This is a genomic window from Lentzea sp. NPDC037011, from assembly GCF_055607425.1.
Genome location: NZ_JBVJRT010000003.1, coordinates 457,101 through 475,885 on the forward strand (window position 1 = coordinate 457,101; position 18,785 = coordinate 475,885).

At 70.1% G+C, this 18,785-nt stretch carries 12 protein-coding genes; 7 read left to right on the forward strand and 5 right to left on the reverse strand.

Annotated features, from left to right (window positions below):
• Positions 1 to 73: 73 nt before the first annotated feature.
• A complete protein-coding gene (locus ACZ7CH_RS10625) occupies positions 74 to 1,429 on the reverse strand; it encodes a glycoside hydrolase family 10 protein (protein WP_360389362.1) in 1,356 nt (451 codons plus the stop codon).
• A gap of 461 nt (positions 1,430 to 1,890) precedes the next feature.
• Between ACZ7CH_RS10625 and ACZ7CH_RS10630 the strand changes: the two genes are divergently transcribed.
• Positions 1,891 to 3,288 (forward strand): glycoside hydrolase family 6 protein, encoded by a 1,398-nt coding sequence (locus tag ACZ7CH_RS10630; RefSeq protein ID WP_458431833.1) that lies wholly within the window; start codon positions 1,891 to 1,893, stop codon positions 3,286 to 3,288.
• 178 nt (positions 3,289 to 3,466) lie between these two features.
• Here the strand turns inward: ACZ7CH_RS10630 and ACZ7CH_RS10635 are convergent, their stop codons facing one another.
• The gene (locus ACZ7CH_RS10635; RefSeq protein WP_360389357.1) at positions 3,467 to 5,836 is read right to left on the reverse strand and encodes an RICIN domain-containing protein; all 2,370 of its coding nucleotides are present in this window, start codon (positions 5,834 to 5,836) and stop codon (positions 3,467 to 3,469) included.
• 272 nt (positions 5,837 to 6,108) lie between these two features.
• Between ACZ7CH_RS10635 and ACZ7CH_RS10640 the strand changes: the two genes are divergently transcribed.
• The 6 genes from ACZ7CH_RS10640 to ACZ7CH_RS10665 all read left to right on the forward strand — a co-directional run bounded on the left by ACZ7CH_RS10640 (position 6,109) and on the right by ACZ7CH_RS10665 (position 14,533).
• The gene (locus ACZ7CH_RS10640) at positions 6,109 to 6,882 is read left to right on the forward strand and encodes a FadR/GntR family transcriptional regulator (RefSeq protein WP_360389354.1); all 774 of its coding nucleotides are present in this window, start codon (positions 6,109 to 6,111) and stop codon (positions 6,880 to 6,882) included.
• A 157-nt stretch (positions 6,883 to 7,039) separates the two neighbouring features.
• Positions 7,040 to 8,083, forward strand: coding sequence for a LacI family DNA-binding transcriptional regulator (locus tag ACZ7CH_RS10645; protein ID WP_360389352.1), 1,044 nt, complete (start codon positions 7,040 to 7,042; stop codon positions 8,081 to 8,083).
• A gap of 230 nt (positions 8,084 to 8,313) precedes the next feature.
• The gene (locus tag ACZ7CH_RS10650) at positions 8,314 to 9,336 is read left to right on the forward strand and encodes a cellulose binding domain-containing protein (RefSeq protein WP_470373682.1); all 1,023 of its coding nucleotides are present in this window, start codon (positions 8,314 to 8,316) and stop codon (positions 9,334 to 9,336) included.
• 37 nt (positions 9,337 to 9,373) lie between these two features.
• Positions 9,374 to 10,834: a glycoside hydrolase family 62 protein gene (locus tag ACZ7CH_RS10655; protein ID WP_360389346.1), complete on the forward strand. Its 1,461-nt coding sequence runs from the start codon at positions 9,374 to 9,376 to the stop codon at positions 10,832 to 10,834.
• A 97-nt stretch (positions 10,835 to 10,931) separates the two neighbouring features.
• A complete protein-coding gene (locus ACZ7CH_RS10660) occupies positions 10,932 to 12,578 on the forward strand; it encodes a glycoside hydrolase family 27 protein (RefSeq protein WP_360389344.1) in 1,647 nt (548 codons plus the stop codon).
• Positions 12,575 to 14,533, forward strand: a complete 1,959-nt coding sequence (locus tag ACZ7CH_RS10665; RefSeq protein ID WP_360389341.1) for a family 43 glycosylhydrolase — start codon at positions 12,575 to 12,577, stop codon at positions 14,531 to 14,533. Before ACZ7CH_RS10660 ends, ACZ7CH_RS10665 begins: the two co-directional genes overlap by 4 nt.
• Positions 14,534 to 14,765: 232 nt before the next feature.
• Here ACZ7CH_RS10665 and ACZ7CH_RS10670 read toward each other — a convergent pair whose 3' ends face one another.
• The 3 genes from ACZ7CH_RS10670 to mmsA form a co-directional block, all read right to left on the reverse strand.
• Positions 14,766 to 15,866, reverse strand: a complete 1,101-nt coding sequence (locus tag ACZ7CH_RS10670; protein ID WP_470373683.1) for an aldose epimerase family protein — start codon at positions 15,864 to 15,866, stop codon at positions 14,766 to 14,768.
• Positions 15,867 to 16,058: 192 nt separating this feature from the next.
• Complete coding sequence (gene mmsB / locus ACZ7CH_RS10675; protein WP_360389336.1) at positions 16,059 to 17,279, reverse strand: multiple monosaccharide ABC transporter permease; 1,221 nt, start codon at positions 17,277 to 17,279, stop codon at positions 16,059 to 16,061.
• Positions 17,276 to 18,781 (reverse strand): multiple monosaccharide ABC transporter ATP-binding protein, encoded by a 1,506-nt coding sequence (gene mmsA / locus ACZ7CH_RS10680; protein ID WP_470373837.1) that lies wholly within the window; start codon positions 18,779 to 18,781, stop codon positions 17,276 to 17,278. Before mmsA ends, mmsB begins: the two co-directional genes overlap by 4 nt.
• Positions 18,782 to 18,785 lie beyond the last annotated feature (4 nt).

Below are 18,785 nucleotides of genomic sequence, written 5' to 3' on the forward strand. Positions count from 1 at the left end.
GCAGGGGAGGTCCCGCGGACCGGACTGCGCTTCCGGTCCGCGGAACCGTCCTCGGCTGCTGCGTGGTGCGGTGTCAGCTCGCGGCGCAGGCCGGGTTCAGACCCGAAGCGCTGCCGGTGCCCTGGAAACCGAACGTGGTCGACTGGCCGGCCGCGATGCTGCCGTTGTAGTCGACGTTGGTCCAGTTGACGGTTCCGCTGGTGCCGCTGCGGTTGGCGCTCCACGAACCGGTGATCGTGGCACCGTTGAGCGTCGTCGTGACACGCCAGCCGTTGAGGGCCGAGGAGCCCGCGGTGACCTTCACGTTGGCGACGAACCCGCCGTCCCACTGGTTGAGCTCCACCGAGGCGGTGCAGTCACCGACGGGATCGGGGCCGTTGCTGGTGGTCGTCGTGGTGGTGGTGGTCGTGGTCGTCACGCCGGGGCCACCCGAGTTCAGCGCGTCCAGCACCGAGTTGTACGCGGGCTTCTTCGCACCCGAGCCGGTGAACAGCAACGGGTTCTCGCCACCGCGCCACGAGTCGGTGTCGCGGATGCCCCACACCGTGATGCCGGTGCAGCGCGCGACGGCCATGCAGGCCCTGGTCACGGCACCGTAGGCGTTGGCCTGGTTGGAGCCCGCGATGTCCAGCTCGGTGATCTGGACGTCGACGCCCAGGTCCGCGAAGCGCTTGATGTTGGCCTGGTAGTCCGACGGCGCGTTGTTCGTCAGGTGCGACTGGAGGCCGACGCAGTCGATCGGCACACCGCGGGCCTTGAAGTCGCGGACCATGTTGTAGATGCCCGTGGACTTCGCGTTGATGCCGTCGGTGTTGTAGTCGTTGTAGCAGAGCTTCGCGGCCGGGTCGGCCGCACGGGCCGCGCGGAACGCCGCCTCGATCCAGTCGTTGCCGGTGCGCTGCAGGTTGGAGTCGCGCCGGCCACCGCTGCCGCCGTCGGCGAACGCCTCGTTCACGACGTCCCAGGCGTAGATCTTGCCCTTGTAGTGGGTGGCGACCTGGGTGACGTGGTTGATGGCCGCCTGGCGCAGGTCCGAACCGCTGAGGTTCTGGGCCCAGCGCGGCTGCTGCTGGTGCCACAGCAGCGCGTGGCCGCGGACCCGCTTGCCGTTGCTGATGGCGTGGTTGAGGATGCGGTCGCCGCCGGAGTAGTTGAACTGACCGCGGTTGGGCTCGGTCGCGTCCCACTTCATCTCGTTCTCGGCGGTGACCATGTTGAACTCGGTGTTCAGGATGTTCACGTAGGTCGAGTCGCCGAGCTTCTGCGCCGCGACGGCGGTGCCGAAATAACGCCCGCTCTGAGCGGCGGCGGCACCGAGAGTGGTGGCCGCGTTCGCGGTGGCGGTGACGATCAGTGTCGCGCCGAGTGCCGCCGCGGCGACTGTCGAAACGATTGGCACAAGTGACACTGACCTCGATGTCAGTTTCATCGTCCACACTTTCGAAACTTGCCCGAATGCCGGGCGTGATGGGCAGGGCAGACAGTTCGCACGGGCGGAGCTCCGGTGCGCCAGTGCCGGGCTCGGTGCTGCGTGCGTCGGTGGTGTTGCCTTTGCTGTCAAGGAGTGTGGCAGTTGCATGTTCACGCTCACAAGAAGACGGCCGCAGTTTCCCGGCGAGATTGAGCTGAACGGGCTACAAAATGCAGGGAGCGCTCCCAGTCTGCTCATCGAATCTGTCGAACACGAATTGTTGAAGGGCTGTCGAACGCAAAGCGCTAAAGTTAACGCTCACATTTTTAGCGTTTGACCGGCCCTCGTCGGCGTGCCTACGGTGGTTCGAGTTCGGACGCACCTGCCGAGCGGAAATCACCCTTCGGTGGTTTGTGAGAGCGCTCTCACAATTGTTCGGCCCCATATCGCAACAGCAACGACGCTGCGAGGACCCCTGAATGAGAGCAACAGATCCCGCGCGCGCCGGCACGCCGGCCCGTGACCAGTCCCGCTCGTCCGGCACGCGGAGGCGCGCGGCGGGCGCCTGCGCGGCCGCGAGCGCACTCGTGGCCGGCACCGTCGCACTGGCGGTGAGCGGCGGCGCGTCCGTCAGCGCCGCGGAGTCGGCGTACTACGTCGACCCGTCGAGCTCCAGCGCCCGCTGGGTGGCGGCGAACCCCGGTGACTCGAAGGCGGCGGTGATCCGCGACCGGATCGCCTCCGTGCCCCAGGCGCGCTGGTACACCACCACGAACACCTCGACGGTCCGGTCGGAGGTCAGCTCCTTCGTGGGCGCGGCCGCCGCGGCCGGCAAGATCCCGATCCTGGTGGTCTACAACATCCCCAACCGCGACTGCGGCGGCGCCAGTGGCGGCGGGGCGCCCTCGCACCAGGCGTACCGGGCGTGGGTGGACGAGGTGGCGGCAGGCCTGGGCGGACGCCCGGCCGCGATCGTGCTGGAACCCGACGTCCTGCCGATCATGACGAGCTGCCAGAGCGCCGACCAGCAGAACCAGACCAAGGCCTCCATGGCCTACGCGGGCAAGAAGCTGAAGTCCGGTTCCTCCCAGGCCAAGGTGTACTTCGACATCGGCCACAGCGCGTGGCTGAACCCGTCGGAGGCCGCGAACCGCCTGCGCGCCGCGGACATCTCCAACAGCGCCGACGGCATCTCGACCAACGTGTCCAACTACCGCTCCACCTCCGACGAGGTGAACTTCGCCAAGAACGTGCTGAACGCGGTGGGCGACAGCAGGTTGAAGGCCGTCATCGACACCAGCCGCAACGGCAACGGCCCCGCGGGCAGCGAGTGGTGCGACCCCGCCGGGCGCGCCATCGGCACCCCCAGCACGGCCGCCACCGGCGACGGCAAGATCGACGCGTTCCTGTGGATCAAGCTGCCCGGCGAGTCCGACGGCTGCATCGCCCCGGCCGGCCAGTTCGTGCCGCAGCGCGCCTACGACCTGGCGATGGCGGCGGGCCCGATCACCACGACCACCACGACGACCACGACCACGACGACGACCACCGGCGGCAACCCCGGCGGCGGCTGCCGTGCCACCCACCGCCTGCTCAGCTCGTGGCAGGGCGGCTACAGCGCCGAGGTCGTGGTCGAGAACCGCGGTGCCGCGGTCAACGGCTGGACCTTCACCTTCTCCGCACCCGGCGTCACCGTGACGCAGGGCTGGAGCGGCCAGTGGAGCGACGGCGGCGACGTGGTCACCGTGACCAACGCGTCGTGGAACGGCTCCATCCCGTCCGGCGGCCAGGCCGTCATCGGGTACAACGCGAACTACACCGGGTCCACGCCGCCGTTCCAGGCGCCGGCGCTGAACGGAGCTGCCTGCTCCTCCTGACGTTCCTCCGGCAGGGAACCGGTTCCCCGTCACGGCCCACACCCCGGCCGTGGCGGGGACTGCCGTCTCCCGCGCGAGCACGCCAGCTGGGCAGGACTGGGCGTCACGCACGATCTTCCTCTCCCGGCTCGATGCGGGGACCGGACGGCGCCGGCCCCCGCACCCACCGCGCGGCCCCTCAGTCGCGCAGCGTCCACTTCTGGTTCGTGCCGCCGTGGCACGTCCAGAGCTGCACCAGCGTCCCGTTCGCCGTGCCGTTGGCGCTGGCGTCCAGGCACAGCCCGGACTGCGCACCGGCGATGCTGCCGTCGGCGTTGACGTTCCACTGCTGGTTCAGGCCGCCGGTGCAGTCCCACAGGATCACCGCGGTGCCGTTCACCGTGCCCTGGCCGGAGGCGTCGAGGCACTTGCCGCCGAGCGTGAGCTGCCGGCCCGTGGTGTGGTTCCAGCGCTGGTTCGTGCTGCCGGTGCAGTCCCAGAGCCGGGCCCTGGTGTTGTTGCTGACCGCGGCGACGTCCAGGCAGCGGCCCGACTGGGTGCCGACGACCGTCACGTTCTGCCGGCCGCCGCCACCGGTGCCGGTCGGACCGGCGTTCGCGATCACCGCCTGGGCACCGGCCGGCCAGTTGCCGTTCGAGACGACCACGTTGCCGGAGACGGTGTTGCCGCGGTCGCCGTTGGTGATGTTGGTGCTGTTGTTGGTGGACCAGTTGTTGCTCACGGTCCAGTTGCCCATGTTCTCGCCGCCCCAGTAGTTGGCGGTGGCCCACGTGCCGGTGTTGGAGAAGACGTTGCCGGTGGCGCGGTAGTACTTCGAGCCCTCGTCGAAGTACAGGCCGAACCAGCCGTTGGTGCGCAGGCAGTGGTTGCCGCTGATCTCGGCGTTCGGGTTCCACCCGAGCGTGTAGATGCACCCGCCGTCGGTCATCTGCTGCATCACGTCGTGCACGTAGTTGTTGAGCAGCCGGTTGTTCGCCGCGGTGGTGGGCGTCGAGTAGCGCGGCTGGTAGTTGTACAGGCCGCGGTTGGCGTAGTGGTTGCTGCCGCCCGCGTCGTTGGCGCCCCAGCCGTAGCCCAGGGACAGGCCCGAGTACGGCAGGTTGTAGATCTCGTTGTTCGCCACGGTCGCGCCGTTGACGTAGGTGTTGAGCACCGACACGTTGCCGCGGTACTCGACGGCGATGTCGTGGATGCGGTTGTGGCTCACCGTGATGTCCCGGTTGACCATCCGCTGGTCACCGGGGTGGTGGGCATCCGCCCGCACGCCGCCGACGACCACGCCGCCCGCCGAGGTCCTGGCGATCTCCGAACGGGTCACGGTGATGCCGGACGCGCCCAGGCCGACGCCGCTCGCGTGGGCGTTGGCGTCGTTGCCGATGCCGATCGCGGTCTGGCCGAGGTTGAAGAACCTCGAGTCGGTGAACGTGATGCCGCTGGCCGCCGACACCTGCACCGCCGCGGGCATCTGCGCCCAGTTCGGCCGCGCCGCCTCGAACTGCGCGCAACCCTGCTGGCAGGAGTTGATCCGGTCGGCGGGCCAGTTCTGGTTGCCCGTCATGAACGCGCCGGTCTGCTGGTCGGCGAAGCCCTGGTTGCTGCTCGGGCCGAGCCACGACGTGCCGGTGAACGTGATGCCGGCGAACGTGATGTTCCGCGCGGGCGCGTCGTAGGTGCCGCCGACGTTGACCAGCGACTGCAGGGCCGGCAGTTCGACGCTGGTGCTGCTCATGCTCTGGCCGGACAGCGGGATGTAGTAGAGCGTGCCGGTGCCGGTGTTGAGGTACCACTCGCCCGGCGAGTCGAGGAGCTCGTAGGCGTTGGCCAGGTACAGCGGGCCCGCCCGGTGCGGCTTGCTGAGCGTGTCGTAGCCGAAGGTGTTGTTGTTCCACGCGGGCTGCTGCATCGTCAGGAAGTTGCCGCTGATGCTCTGCACCGGCGAGTACCGGTCGGTGAACGAGTTGACGCTCTCCACTTCGACCCGGCTCTGGTTCGCGAGGGTGTTGAGGTAGTTCAGCGCGCTGTTGGAGAAGCGCATGCCCGTGTCGGTGAACGTGAAGTCCGCGCGGTTGAGCTGCGTGCGCGCGCGGGTGGCGATCGCGCCGTTGACGTAGAGCTGGCGGGCGTCGAGGCCCGTGCCGACGTCGGCCCGCCAGATGTTCTTTCCGGAGTCGGCGACGGTCCAGCCGGTCACGGCCCTCGACCCGCTGATCACCGGTCGCGCGGACGCCGCGGCCTGCCACAGCACCCGGTAGCCGTTCGTGCCGGAGTCGGCCGCGGTGAAGCGCAACGGCTGGGAGAGCCGGTACGTGCCGTCGGCGAGCTCCACGACGATGTCGCCGGTCATCGAGCCGGTGCGGGACCGCACCGCCGCCTGGGCCGCCGGCAGCGCGCACGGCTCGGTCGCGGTGCAGCTGGTGCCGGTGCCCGTGGGGGAGGCGTGGAGCGTGGTGGTCGCCGCGGTGGCAGGGGGAGCGGTGACGAGCGCGGCGACCACTGCCGCCGTGAGCGCGACCGCGCTCCGCCGGCGCGCTGTGGGGGACGTGGACAAGGGACCTCCTCGTGCAGGGGCGTGGCCTGGTCACCCTCCCGTTGCGGCGACGGGCGGAGTGATGTCCGGTGTGGACGGAGACGTGGCTGAGACGTGGAACGACCCGGCGGGTGGCCGCGGCCCCGGCTGGCGCACCAGGGGCCACGGACGTGGTGTCAACACCCGCGTCCGGAAACAGATCGGAACGTAACTCGTATGACGTGTGACGTCAATGGTGTTACGTATACTGTCGGATCGCCGTCAACGACGTCGTGGAGCGCAACGGAGGCCAGATGTCAGCGACACGTTCGCAGCCGGAGCCGGTCACCACCGCGCCTCCCGGCTGGACGCGGCGACCGGCGAACCTGGCCGCGGCGGTGACCGCCGAGCTGGTGCAGCGGGTCGTGCGCGGCAGCTACCCGCCGGGGACGACGCTGCCCCCGGAACCGGTGCTGTGCGAGACGTTCTCGGTGAGCAGGACGGTGATCCGCGAGGCGGTCAAGATCCTCCAGGAGAAGGGGCTGGTCCGGGTCCGCCAGGGCGCGGGCACCACGGTCACCCAGCAGGCGCAGTGGAACATGCTCGACGAGCTGGTCCTCGCCGCCACCATCGCCGAGGACGAGACGCTTGCGATCCTCGACGACGTCGTCGTGACCCGGCGGCTGCTGGAGTCCGACATGGCCCAGGTCGCCGCGCTCACGGCCGGGCAGGACGTGCTGGACCGGTTGCGGGAGCTGGTCGACCGGATGGACGAGCTGGTCGACGACACCGCGACCTACGAGCAGCACGACCGGCAGTTCCACGACACGATCATGCAGGCCTCCGGCAACCGCATCGCCCGCGGTGTCGTGCGTTCGCTGGAGGGGCAGGTCATCAACTCGTCCGGCTACCAGGGCAAGAGCGGCCGGGACATGTGCAAGGCCTCCAACCGCGGCCACCGCCGCATCTACGAGCGCATCGCCGCCCACGACGCACCCGGCGCCGCGGCGGCGATGTTCACCCACATCACCGAGGCGTGGCTGGTGCGCCGCGGTGCCGCCGGCGATCCCGGCCGGCTGAAGCGCTAGGCGGGTGCCCGCCGCCGGTCCCTCCGCCAGGACCGGTCGGCGAACGCCCGGTGTGAAGACGTGTGACCACGAGCATTTCGTGCAACCTCCCGACCGGGCCAACGCGGTCGGGGCCCGTACTGCGACGGGAGGCGGATCCGGAGTGGGACGAACGCGCGTGACACTGGCCGACGTGGCGGCGGCGAGCGGGGTGTCGGTCACCACCGCCTCGCTCGTCCTGACCGGCAGAGCACGGGAGCTGCGCATCTCCGAGGCCGCCGAGCGCAGGGTGCGCTCCACGGCGCAGGAGCTGGGCTACCGGCGCGGCAGCACCCTCGCGGCGGGCCAGCGCACCGGCCGGTCGCAGACGATCGGCTTCGTGTCCGACGCGGTGGCCTCCTCCGGCCTCGCGGGCGACATGGTGCGCGGTGCCGCGGACGCGGCTTATCAGAACGGTTTCATGCTCTTCGTCGGCGAGTCCGGCGGTGACCCGGTGGTGGAGCGGTCGCTGGTCGAGGCGATGCGAGACCGGCGTGCGGACGGCGTCATCTTCGCCGCCATGCACACCAGGGCCATCGTGGTGCCCGACAGCGTGCACGACGGCCCCGCCGTGCTGCTCAACGCCACGGCGTGGACCAGGACGCGGGCGCCGTCGGTGGTGCCCGACGAGCTGCAGGCCGGTCGCTCGGCCGCGCTGGTGCTGGTCGAGGCCGGGCACGACCGGGGCGTGCACCTGATCGGCGCCGGACCCGGTGCCTACGACGTGCCGCCGAACAGCATCGCGGCGGTGGAACGGCTCCTCGGGTTGCGCGACGTGTTCACCGCGGCCGGGGTCGAGGTGGCCGGCGCCCACCGCTGTCCGAAGTGGACACCGGAGTACGGCTACGAGGCCACCCGCGCCCTGCTGCGCAGGCACTGCCCGAAGGCGCTGGTGTGCTTCAACGACCGGCTGGCGTTCGGCGCCTACCAGGCGCTCGCCGAGGCCGGGCTCTCGGTGCCCGGCGACGTCTCGGTGATCGGCTTCGACGACCACCCGGTCGCCTCGTGGATGCGGCCCCGGCTGACCACGGTCGCACTGCCGCACCACGAGCTCGGCGCGAAGGCGGTCGCGGTGCTGGTGGACGTGGTGGAACGGCGGGGTCGCGACGCCCGCGCGCCGATGGTCCACCGGGTGCCGATGCCGGTGCGCGAGGGGGGATCGGTGGCCGCTCCGCGTCGTTGACGGAGGGCTCGACGGTCGATGTGTGCGTTAACAGTGCTTGGCTCGATCGAATGAAATTCGACGGCTTCTCGTGGGTGAAGCTAAAGGTTAACGCTCACAACTTTAGCTTTGACCGGCTGTGACGGCCTGGTTACATTGGCCGGAGTCGGACCCCTGCCGCGGACCGCTCGTCAGCGACGACGCAGGGAGACCACGGGCCTGCCACCCCGGTCTCCCGGGAAGGCCCACCCATGCCGAGCCCGCTCACCGCCCTGTGCGCAGCCGCGCTCGCCGTCCTGCTGGCGGCACCGCCTGCGGCGGCCGAGGAGTCCACGTCGCCCGGTCAGTCCACTGTGGACGTCGCGGCGGACCCGGTGCGGGTCATGCCGCTCGGTGACTCCATCACCCAGGGCGGTTCGATCGGCGGCTACCGGCTCGACCTGGGGGCGAAGCTGCGGGCCGACGGGCGGTCCGTCGACTTCGTCGGGTCACTGGCCGACGGCCCGTCCTCGATGCCCGACCGCAACCACGAGGGCCACCCCGGCTGGACCATCGCGCAGGTCGACGCGAACGTCGTGAACTGGCTGCGCACCTACACACCGCGCACGGTTCTGCTGCACATCGGCACCAACGACATGTACGGCAGCGATCCGGGCGGTGCGCCGCGGCGGCTGTCCGCGCTGGTCGACAAGATCACCGCGCAGGCGCCGAACGCGGAGGTGTTCGTCTCGACGATCATCCCGATCCGGTTCGCCGACGCCACCGTGCGCGGCTACAACGCGGCGATCGTGCCGTTGCTGTGCGCGAAGGCGGCGGCGGGCAAGCGGGTGCACGTCGTGGACATGTACCCGTCGGTCCCGATCTCGGACCTGCCCGACGGCATCCACCCGAACGCCGCCGGCTACGCCAAGATGGCGGCCACCTGGTTCACCGCGCTGCGCTCGGTGCCGGGCAGCGTCGGCGACCCGCAGCAACCGCAGCCCGGCGGATCGTGCACGGCCACCGCCCAGGTCACCGGCACCTGGAACGGCGGCTTCCAGGCCGAGGTGACCGTCGCCAACCCCACCGCCACCGCGCTGACCGGGTGGACCGTCCGGTTCACGCTCCCCGGCGGCCACACCATCTCCCAGCTCTGGGGCGGTACCGCCAGCGGCGCGGTGACCGTCACCAACGCCCCCTACAACGGCGCGCTCGCCCCCGGCGCCACCACCACGTTCGGCTTCCTCGCCTCCGGGTCCGGTGCGCCCTCGGTCGGCACCGCCACCTGCGCGTGACCCGGCCGGTCCCTCCCTCCGACGTCGAAGGGTGATCATGTTCCTCGTACGACGACTGTTCTCCTCCCGCAGAGCCCGGCTCACCGCGCTCACCGCGGTGCCGCTGCTGGCGGTGACCGCGCTGACCGCGGTCGCGCTGCCGCCCGCCTCGGCCGCCCCCGGCTGCTCGGTCACCTACTCCGCACCGTCGCAGTGGGACGGCGGGTTCACCGCGAACGTCAGCGTCACCAACCTCGGTGACGCGGTCGACGGCTGGACGCTGACCTGGAGCTACGACGCGGGGCAGAAGGTGTCGCAGGCCTGGAACGCCCAGGTGACCCAGTCCGGCGCCGACGTGACCGCGCGCAACGTCGCCTACAACGCGCAGATCGGCACCGGCGGCAAGGTCGAGTTCGGGTTCAACGGGACCGCGTCCGGCACGAACTCCCCGAACCCCACCGCGTTCACCCTCAACGGCACGCTGTGCACCGGTGACGTCGGCCCCACGACCACCACCACGACGACGACCACCACGTCGGACAACCCGCCGGTCGGGAACCTGCCGTCGAGCTTCCGCTGGTCCTCCGGCGGTGCGCTGATCTCGCCGAAGCCGGACTCCGCGCACCCGAGGGTGTACTCGGTCAAGGACCCGAGCATCGTCTACCACAACGGCAAGTACCACGTGTTCGCGTCGGTCTACACGACCGGCTACAACATCATGTACACGAGCTTCACGGACTTCTCGCAGGCGTCCTCGGCACCGCACTACTACCTGGACCGCACGGCTGTGGGCACCGGGTACAAGGCCGCGCCGCACGTGTTCTACTTCGCGCCCCAGCGCCTGTGGTACCTCGTGTACCAGACGGGCTCGAACGCGTCGTACTCCACGACCACGGACATCTCGAACCCGTCCTCGTGGTCGGCGCCGAAGAACTTCTACGCGGGCGGCATGCCGCAGATCATCCGCGACAACATCGGCAACGGCTATTGGGTCGACTTCTGGGTCGTCTGCGACACCGCCAAGTGCTACCTGTTCTCCTCCGACGACAACGGCCACCTGTACCGCTCGGAGACGACGCTCGCCCAGTACCCCAACGGGTTCACCAACACCGTGATCGCGATGCAGGACTCCAACCGCAACCGGTTGTTCGAGGCGTCCAACGTCTACAAGATCGCGGGCAAGAACCAGTACCTGTTGGTGCACGAGGCGATCGGCTCGGACGGCCGGCGCTGGTTCCGCACCTGGACCGCACCGGCGATCACCGGCCCGTGGACCCCGCTGGCCGCGGAGGAGTCGAACCCGTTCGCCCGCGCGAGCAACGTGACGTTCCCCGGTGGGCAGTGGACGCGTGACATCAGCCACGGCGAGATGATCCGCTCCGGTGTGGACCAGACGATGGAGATCAGCCCGTGCCAGCTGAAGTTCCTCTACCAGGGCATGGACCCCAACGCGGGTGGTGACTACAACCAGCTGCCCTGGAAGCTCGGCCTGCTGACGCAGACCAACTCGACCTGCTGACCGCCCCCCAGCCGGACGCCGCCGGACACCCGCCCCGGCGGCGTCCTCCCACTGCCGCAGAACCGCCCACACCCTCCCTGTCCGAGAGAAGGCAACGATGCCCACCCGGTCGAGAAGACTGGCGCACCTCGCCGCCGCCCTGCTGACCGCGGTCGCCGCCGTCACGGCGAGCCAGGTCACCGCGTCCCCCGTCGTCGCCGCGCCCGGCAGCCCGGCGCTCACCCCGCCGCTGGGCTGGAACAGCTGGAACAGCTTCGGCTGCGGCATCACCGAGGGCCAGGTCCGCCAGGCCGCGGACGCGATGGTGTCCTCCGGCATGCGCGACGCCGGCTACCAGTACGTGGTCGTGGACGACTGCTGGTTCGACCCGCAACGCGACTCCGCGGGCAACCTGCGGGCGCACCCGTCGAAGTTCCCCAGCGGGATGAAGGCGCTGGGCGACTACATCCACTCGCGCGGCCTGAAGTTCGGCATCTACCAGGCGCCGAACGAGAAGACGTGCGCGCAGGGCGTCGGCACGCACCCCGGTTCGACCGGCAGCAAGGGCCACGAGGCCCAGGACGCCCGCTCGTTCGCGTCCTGGGGCGTGGACTACCTGAAGTACGACTGGTGCTCGGGCAGCGGCACCCGCGACGAGCAGATCGCCCGCTTCACGATCATGCGCGACGCGCTGCGCGCCACCGGCCGCCCGATCGTCTACAGCATCAACTCCAACAGCTTCCACGCCCCTACCGGTGACAAGTACAACTGGGGCGAGATCGCCGACCTCTGGCGCACGACCGAGGACCTGCTGGACATCTGGCAGAACGGCAACGTCAACAGCTACCCCATGGGCGTGGGCAACGTCCTCGACGTCACCGCCCCGCTGGCAGCGCAGGCCGGTCCCGGCCACTGGAACGACCCCGACATGCTGGTCGTCGGCCGGCCGGGCCTCACGCTGACCGAGTCCCGCGCGCACTTCGCGCTGTGGGCGTTGATGGCCGCTCCGCTGATGGCGGGCAACGACATCCGCACCATGTCCGCGGACGTGAGCGCGGTGCTGCGCAACACCAGGCTGATCGCGGTCAACCAGGACGCGCTGGGCGCCGGTGGCCGACGGGTGCGCGACGACGGCAACACCGAGGTGTTCGCCAAGCCGCTGTCGGACGGCTCGGTCGCCGTGGGCCTGTTCAACCGGGGCGGCGGCACCGCGACGGTGTCCACCACGGCCGCCCAGATCGGCTTGTCCGGCAGCAGCTTCACGCTGACCGACCTGTGGACCGGTGGCACGTCGTCGACCTCCGGCGCGGTCTCCGCGTCCGTCCCGGCGCACGGCGTGGCCGCGTTCCGGGTGAGCGGCGGCAGCCCGGTGCAGTCGACCACCGCACGACTGCGCGGTGCGGGCTCGAACCGGTGCCTCGACGTGGAGAACAGCTCGACCGCGGCGGGCGCGAACGCCACGATCCAGGACTGCGCCACCGCCGCCAGCCAGCAGTGGACCAGCTGGGCGGGCGGTGAGGTGCGGGTGTTCGGCGACAAGTGCCTCGACGCCTACAACCAGGGCACCGCCAACGGCACGCGGGTCATCATCTGGCAGTGCAACGGCCAGGCCAACCAGCGCTGGACCGCGGAGGCCGACGGGTCGCTGCGCAACACCCAGGCCGGTCTGTGCCTGGACGTCGAACGGGCGGCGACCGCGAACGGCTCCCGGCTCGTGCTGTGGACCTGCAACGGCCAGTCGAACCAGAAGTGGAGCCGGTCATGAGGCGCGCACCGTACGCGGCCGCACTCGCCGCGGTCACCCTGGTGGCGGGCGGGCTCGCCGCGAGCACCGCGGCCCAGGCCGCACCCGGCTGTTCGGTGACCTACACCAAGACCTCCGAGTGGCAGGGCGGCTTCGGCGCGTCCGTGGCGATCACCAACACCGGTGACGCGATCAACGGCTGGACCCTCGAATGGACCTACGCCTCCGGTCAGCAGGTCGGGCAGCACTGGAACGCCGTGATCACGCAGAGCGGCGACCAGGTGAGTGCCCGCAACGCGTCGTACAACGGCTCCGTCCCCACCGGCGGCAAGGTGGACTTCGGCTTCAACGCGACGACGAGCTCGGCCAACCAGGACCCGGTGTCGTTCCGCCTCAACGGTACGACGTGCAACGACACCGGCACGACCACGACCACCACGACGACCACCACGACGACCACGACGACCACGCCCCGGCCGTCGTCGTTCACCAACCCGGTGCTGTGGCAGGACTTCGCGGACATCGACATCATCCGCGTGGACGACGCGTACTACTACTCGGCCTCCACGATGCACTACTCGCCGGGCGCGCCCGTGCTGCGCTCCTACGACCTGGTGAACTGGGAGTTCGCCGGCCACTCCGTGCCCAGGCTGGACTTCGGCAACAAGTACGACATGAACGGTGGCCGCGGCTACGTGCGGGGCATCTGGGCGTCGTTCCTGCAGCACCGCAAGAGCAACAAGACGTTCTACTGGGGCGGGTGCATCGACTTCGCCCAGACCCACATCTACACGGCCACCGCGGTCGACGGGCAGTGGGCCAAGCACGCCACCATTCCGAAGTGCTACTACGACGCGGGCATGCTCGTGGACGACAACGACACGATGTACGTCGCCTACGGCAACACCACGATCAGCGTCGCGCAGCTCTCGGCGGACGGGAAGTCCGAGGTCCGCTCGCAGCAGGTGTTCCAGACGCCGTCGAACATCGGCACGCTGGAGGGCGCCCGCTTCTACAAGCGCGGCGGCAACTACTACATCTGGCTGACCAGGCCCGCGAACGGCCAGTACGTGCTCAAGGCCTCCAGCCCGTGGGGCCCCTACACCGTCCAGCAGGTGCTGCTGAACATGCCGACCCCGATCCAGGGCGGCGGCGTGCCGCACCAGGGCGGCATGGTGCAGACGCAGAACGGTGACTGGTACTACATGGCCTTCGTGGACGCCTACCCCGGCGGCCGGGTGCCGGTGCTCGCCCCGATCACCTGGACCTCCGACGGCTGGCCGCGCATCACCACCGTCAACGGCGGCTGGGGCGTGAACTACCCGATGCCGAACCTGCCGGCACCACCGCGCCAGGTGAAACCGATGATCGGCGTGGACACGTTCCAGGGCACGAAGCTCGGCCCGCAGTGGGAGTGGAACCACAACCCCGACACCACGAAGTACAGCGTCGACAACGGCCTGCGGCTGTCCACCGCGACCGTCACCAACGACCTGTACAGCGCCCGCAACACCCTCACCCACCGCGTGCAGGGCCCGACCTCCACGGCCACCGTGGCGCTGGACGTGAGCGCGATGCGCGACGGCGACCGCAGCGGCCTGGCGATGCTGCGCGACTCCTCGGCGTGGATCGGCGTCAAGCGCGACGGCGGCCGCAACCGGGTGGTGATGGTCAACGGCCTGACCATGGACAGCAACTGGAACACCACCGGCACCGGCACGGAGGTCGCGAGCGCGGCGTTGTCCGGGACCCGGATCTGGTTGCGCGCCAACGCCGACATCAGACCCGGCAGCGGCAGGCAGGCCCGGTTCTCCTACAGCACCGACGGGGTGAACTTCACCTCGCTGGGCAGCGGGTTCACGTTGAAGAACGAGTGGCAGTTCTTCATGGGCTACCGCTTCGGCATCTTCAACCACGCGACCCAGGCACTGGGCGGGTCGGTGGGCGTGTCGAAGTTCGAGCTCACCACCCCCTGACCGGTCCGCCGCCCCCCGCACCCGTCCTGGCTCTGCTGCACCGACCAGCAGCTGCGAGGCGGGTGCGAGGGGCGCGGTGGTCAGGTGAGCTTCTCGAAGAAGAACTCGGGCGGTGGCCATGTCGCCGCCGGCTGAGGGCCCGCGCGTCACCCGTACGGCTGATCAACGACGCCGCGGCTGTCCGACGTGCATCCACGCGGCGTGCGCGCACGCCGCGTGGATGCACGCCCGGTCAGTCCACCGTGGACAGCCGGTAGACCGTCTCCTGGTGGTACACCTCGCCCGGCCGCAGCACGGTGCTGGGGAAGTCCGGCCGGTTCGGCGAGTCGGGGAAGTGCTGGGCCTCCAGCGCGAACCCGGCGCCGCGGTGGTAGGGCCGGCCGCCGGTGCCGACCAGCTCCGCGGTGAGGAAGTTGCCCGAGTAGAACTGCACGCCCGGCTCGGTGGTCCACATGGTCAGCCGCCGCCCGGACACCGGGTCGTCGGCCTGCGCGGCCAGGGCCGGCGTCCGGTTGCCCGGCGCCCAGTCGTCGAGCACCCAGTTGTGGTCGTAGCCCCCGCCGAGGACGAGCTGCGGGTCGGGGCCGTCGACGCGGGCACCGATCGGCGTCGCCTCGCGGAAGTCGAACGGCGTCCCCTCGACCGGCACCGGGTCGCCCTGCGGGATCAGCGTGTCGTCGACCGGGCAGAACCGGCTCGCGTTGAGCCGCAGCGCGTGCCCGTACACGTCGCCGTTGCCCTCACCGGCCAGGTTCCAGTAGGTGTGGTTGGTCAAGTTCAGCACGGTGGGCGCGTTCGCAGTGGCCCCGTAGGTGATGGAGAGCCGGTTGTCGCGGCTCAGCCGGTACGTGACCTCGGCGGACACCGTCGCCGGGAAGCCCTGGTCGCCCGCCGGGCTCACCAGCTCGAGCCGCAGTCCCACGCTGTCCGGTTCGTGCAGCTCGGTCGCGGACCACACCCTGGTGTCGAAGCCCGCCGGACCGCCGTGCAGCGTGTTCGGGCCGTTGTTGACGGGCAGGTGGTAGGTCGTGCCGTCGAGCGTGAACCTCCCGCCCGCGATCCGGTTCGCGTACCGGCCGACCAGCGCGCCCAGGAACACCCTGGACGCACCCGGCCGGTTGTTCGCGGCGTACTCGTCGAGCGAGGAGAACCCGAGCACGACGTTGCCGGGGACACCCCGCCGGTCCGGTGCCTCCACCGACTGGACCACGCCACCGAGGTCGAGCACCCGCACGGTCAGGCCACCCGGCCAGGCCAGGACGTACCGGTGCACGTCGGCGTCACCGAGCCGGCCGAACAGCTCACGGCCGAGCCCGGGCTCCCGCTGCGACATCGAACTCCTCTGGATCAGTTGAACAGGGCCCGGCAGTGCTGCTGCCGGATCCGCTGTGGTGCGACGCTCTCCGGGGTCGGCACGACCGGCTTGGTCGTGCCGACCCCGTCGAAGGTCATCTTGTCGGTCGTCGCCTCCCGGCGCACGCCGTCCCCGCCGGGGAGCGCCCGGTGCCCTTGGCCCCGAGGAGGGTCAGGCGCGGCCGCGGCGCTTGGTCCACACGTCGTAGGCGACCGCCAGGAGCAGGACCAGGCCCTTCACGAGCATCACGCGCTCGCTGGGCGAGCCGATCAGCGACATGCCGTTGTTGATCACGCCCATGATCAGGCCGCCGGTGATGGCGCCGACCACCTTGCCGACACCGCCCTGCACCGCCGCGCCGCCGATGAACGCCGCCGCGATGGCGTCGAGCTCGAAGGACGCGCCCGCGGTCGGGCCCGCCTGGTTGAGCCGGCCCGCGAAGATCACACCGGCGAGCGCGGCCAGCGCGCCCATGTTGACGAACACCCAGAACGTGACGGCCTTGACCTTCACACCGGACAGCGTGGCGGCCTGCAGGTTGCCGCCGATCGAGTAGATGTGCCGTCCGAACACCGAGTTGCCGGCCATCAGCGAGTAGCCGAGCGTGAGCGCCGCGAGCAGCACCAGCACCCACGGCAGGTTGCGGAACCGGGCGAGCTGCACGACGACGGCCATCACGACGACGCCCACGCCCACGATCTTCAGCACGAACACCGGCATCGGGTCGACGGTCTGGCCGTACCCGAGGCGGGCGGACCGCTTGCGCCACTGCGACAACGCGAACCCGGCCACGCAGGCGAGCCCGGCGAGCAGGCTCACGAGGTCGGCGCCGCCCAGCGGGCCGAGGCCGATGTTGCCGAGGTAGCCGCCGGTGAACCCGTTGGACAGCGCCCGGATCTCGTCGGGGAACGGGCCGATGCCCTGGTTGCCCAGCGTGGACATGGTGAGCGCGCGGAACACGAGCATGCCCGCCAGCGTCACGATGAACGCGGGGATGCCGAAGTAGGCGATCCAGTAGCCCTGCGCCGCACCGATGAGCGCGCCGGCGAGCAGCGTCACCAGCACCGCGACCGGCCACGGCAGTCCCCACTGGACGGTCAGCACCGCGCAGATCGCTCCGGTCAGCGCCACCGTGGAGCCGACCGAGAGGTCGATGTGCCCACCGATGATCACCAGGATCATGCCGATCGCGAGGATCAGCACGTAGGAGTTCTGCACGATGATGTTCGAGATGTTCTGCGGCTGCAGCAGGTCGCCGCCGGTCAGCACGGTGAACAGCACGACGATCAACGCGAACGCGACGTAGATGCCCGACTGCCGCAGGTTGATCGAGAACCGCCGGGGCTGTGCTGCGGGCGCGGTGGCCGGAGCGGGCGCGGTCTTCGTGGTCATGAACCTTGTCCTCGCGTCATGTATTGCATCAGGCGTTCCTGCGTGGCCTCTTCGCGGCTCACCTCGCCGGTGATGCGGCCCTCCGACAGCGCGTACACGCGGTCGCACAGGCCGAGCAGCTCCGGCAGCTCCGAGGAGATCACCAGCACCGCGCGGCCCTGCGCTGCCAGGTCGTTGATGATCGAGTAGATCTCGTACTTGGCGCCGACGTCGATGCCGCGCGTCGGTTCGTCCAGGATCAGCACGTCCGGGTCGGTGAACATCCACTTCGCCAGCACGACCTTCTGCTGGTTGCCGCCCGACAGCGCGCCGGTCGGCGTCGACACCGACGCGGTCCGGATGCCCATCGACCGCCGGAACCGCTCGGCGACCGAGTTCTCCTCGTTCTCGTTCACCCAGCCGCGGCGCGCGAGCTTGCCCAGCGCGGCGGCGGAGACGTTGCGCTGCACGTTGTCGATCAGGTTGAGCCCGTAGCGCTTGCGGTCCTCGCTCACGTACGCGAGCCCGTGGTCGATCGCGGCGCGCACGGTGCGCGTGTCGATCTCCCGGCCTTCCTTGACCACGCGCCCGGAGATGCCCACGCCGTAGGAACGGCCGAACACGCTCATGGCGAGCTCCGTGCGACCGGCGCCCATCAGGCCGGCGAGACCGACGATCTCCCCGCGCCGCAACGACAGGGTGGCCCTGTCGACGACCACCCGGTCCGGCTGGGCGGGGCTGTGCACCGTCCAGTCCTCGATGCGCAGCACCTCCTCGCCGATGTCCGGCGTGCGCGGCGGGAACCGGTGCTCCAGGTCGCGCCCGACCATGCCCGCGATGATCCGGTCCTCGCTGAGGCCCTTCGCCGGCAACGTCTCGATCGTCTTCCCGTCGCGCAGCACGGTGACCGTGTCGGCGACCCTGGTGACCTCGCCCAGCTTGTGGGAGATGATCACCGAGGTGATGCCCTCGTCCCGCAGGCCGTCGAGCAGGTCGAGCAGGTGCTGCGAGTCGTCGTCGTTGAGCGCGGCGGTCGGCTCGTCCAGGATCAGGAGCTTGACCTCCTTGGACAGCGCCTTGGCGATCTCGACGAGCTGCTGCTTGCCGACACCGAGGTCGTCGACCCTGGTGGTCGGGTTCTCCCGCAGCCCCACCCGGTCGAGCAGCACCTGAGCCTCGTGGTTGGTGCGGTTCCAGTCGATGAGCCCGCGCCGCGCCCTCTCGTTGCCCAGGAACAGGTTCTCGGCGACGGAGAGCTGACCGCACAGCGCCAGCTCCTGGTGGATGATCACGATGCCGCGGCGCTCGCTGTCGCGCACCCCGTCGAACGCGCACGGCTCGCCCTCGAAGAGGATCTCCCCGTCGTACGTGCCGTGCGGGTGCACCCCGGACAGCACCTTCATCAGCGTGGACTTGCCCGCGCCGTTCTCCCCGCAGATCGCGTGGATCTCACCGCGCCGCACGGTCAGCGAGACCTCGTGCAGCGCGGTGACACCCGCGAACCTCTTGGTGATGCCGCGCATCACC

Bases quoted from the DNA above. Each gene is read 5' to 3' on its own strand.
- ACZ7CH_RS10655 (WP_360389346.1), top strand. From the start codon at position 9,374: ATGTTCCTCGTACGACGACTGTTCTCCTCCCGCAGAGCCCGGCTCACC.
- ACZ7CH_RS10630 (WP_458431833.1), top strand. From the start codon at position 1,891: ATGAGAGCAACAGATCCCGCGCGCGCCGGCACGCCGGCCCGTGACCAG.
- ACZ7CH_RS10625 (WP_360389362.1), bottom strand. From the start codon at position 1,429: ATGAAACTGACATCGAGGTCAGTGTCACTTGTGCCAATCGTTTCGACA.
- mmsB (WP_360389336.1), bottom strand. From the start codon at position 17,279: ATGACCACGAAGACCGCGCCCGCTCCGGCCACCGCGCCCGCAGCACAG.
- mmsA (WP_470373837.1), bottom strand. From the start codon at position 18,781: ATGCGCGGCATCACCAAGAGGTTCGCGGGTGTCACCGCGCTGCACGAG.
- ACZ7CH_RS10640 (WP_360389354.1), top strand. From the start codon at position 6,109: ATGTCAGCGACACGTTCGCAGCCGGAGCCGGTCACCACCGCGCCTCCC.
- ACZ7CH_RS10670 (WP_470373683.1), bottom strand. From the start codon at position 15,866: ATGTCGCAGCGGGAGCCCGGGCTCGGCCGTGAGCTGTTCGGCCGGCTC.
- ACZ7CH_RS10665 (WP_360389341.1), top strand. From the start codon at position 12,575: ATGAGGCGCGCACCGTACGCGGCCGCACTCGCCGCGGTCACCCTGGTG.
- ACZ7CH_RS10660 (WP_360389344.1), top strand. From the start codon at position 10,932: ATGCCCACCCGGTCGAGAAGACTGGCGCACCTCGCCGCCGCCCTGCTG.
- ACZ7CH_RS10650 (WP_470373682.1), top strand. From the start codon at position 8,314: ATGCCGAGCCCGCTCACCGCCCTGTGCGCAGCCGCGCTCGCCGTCCTG.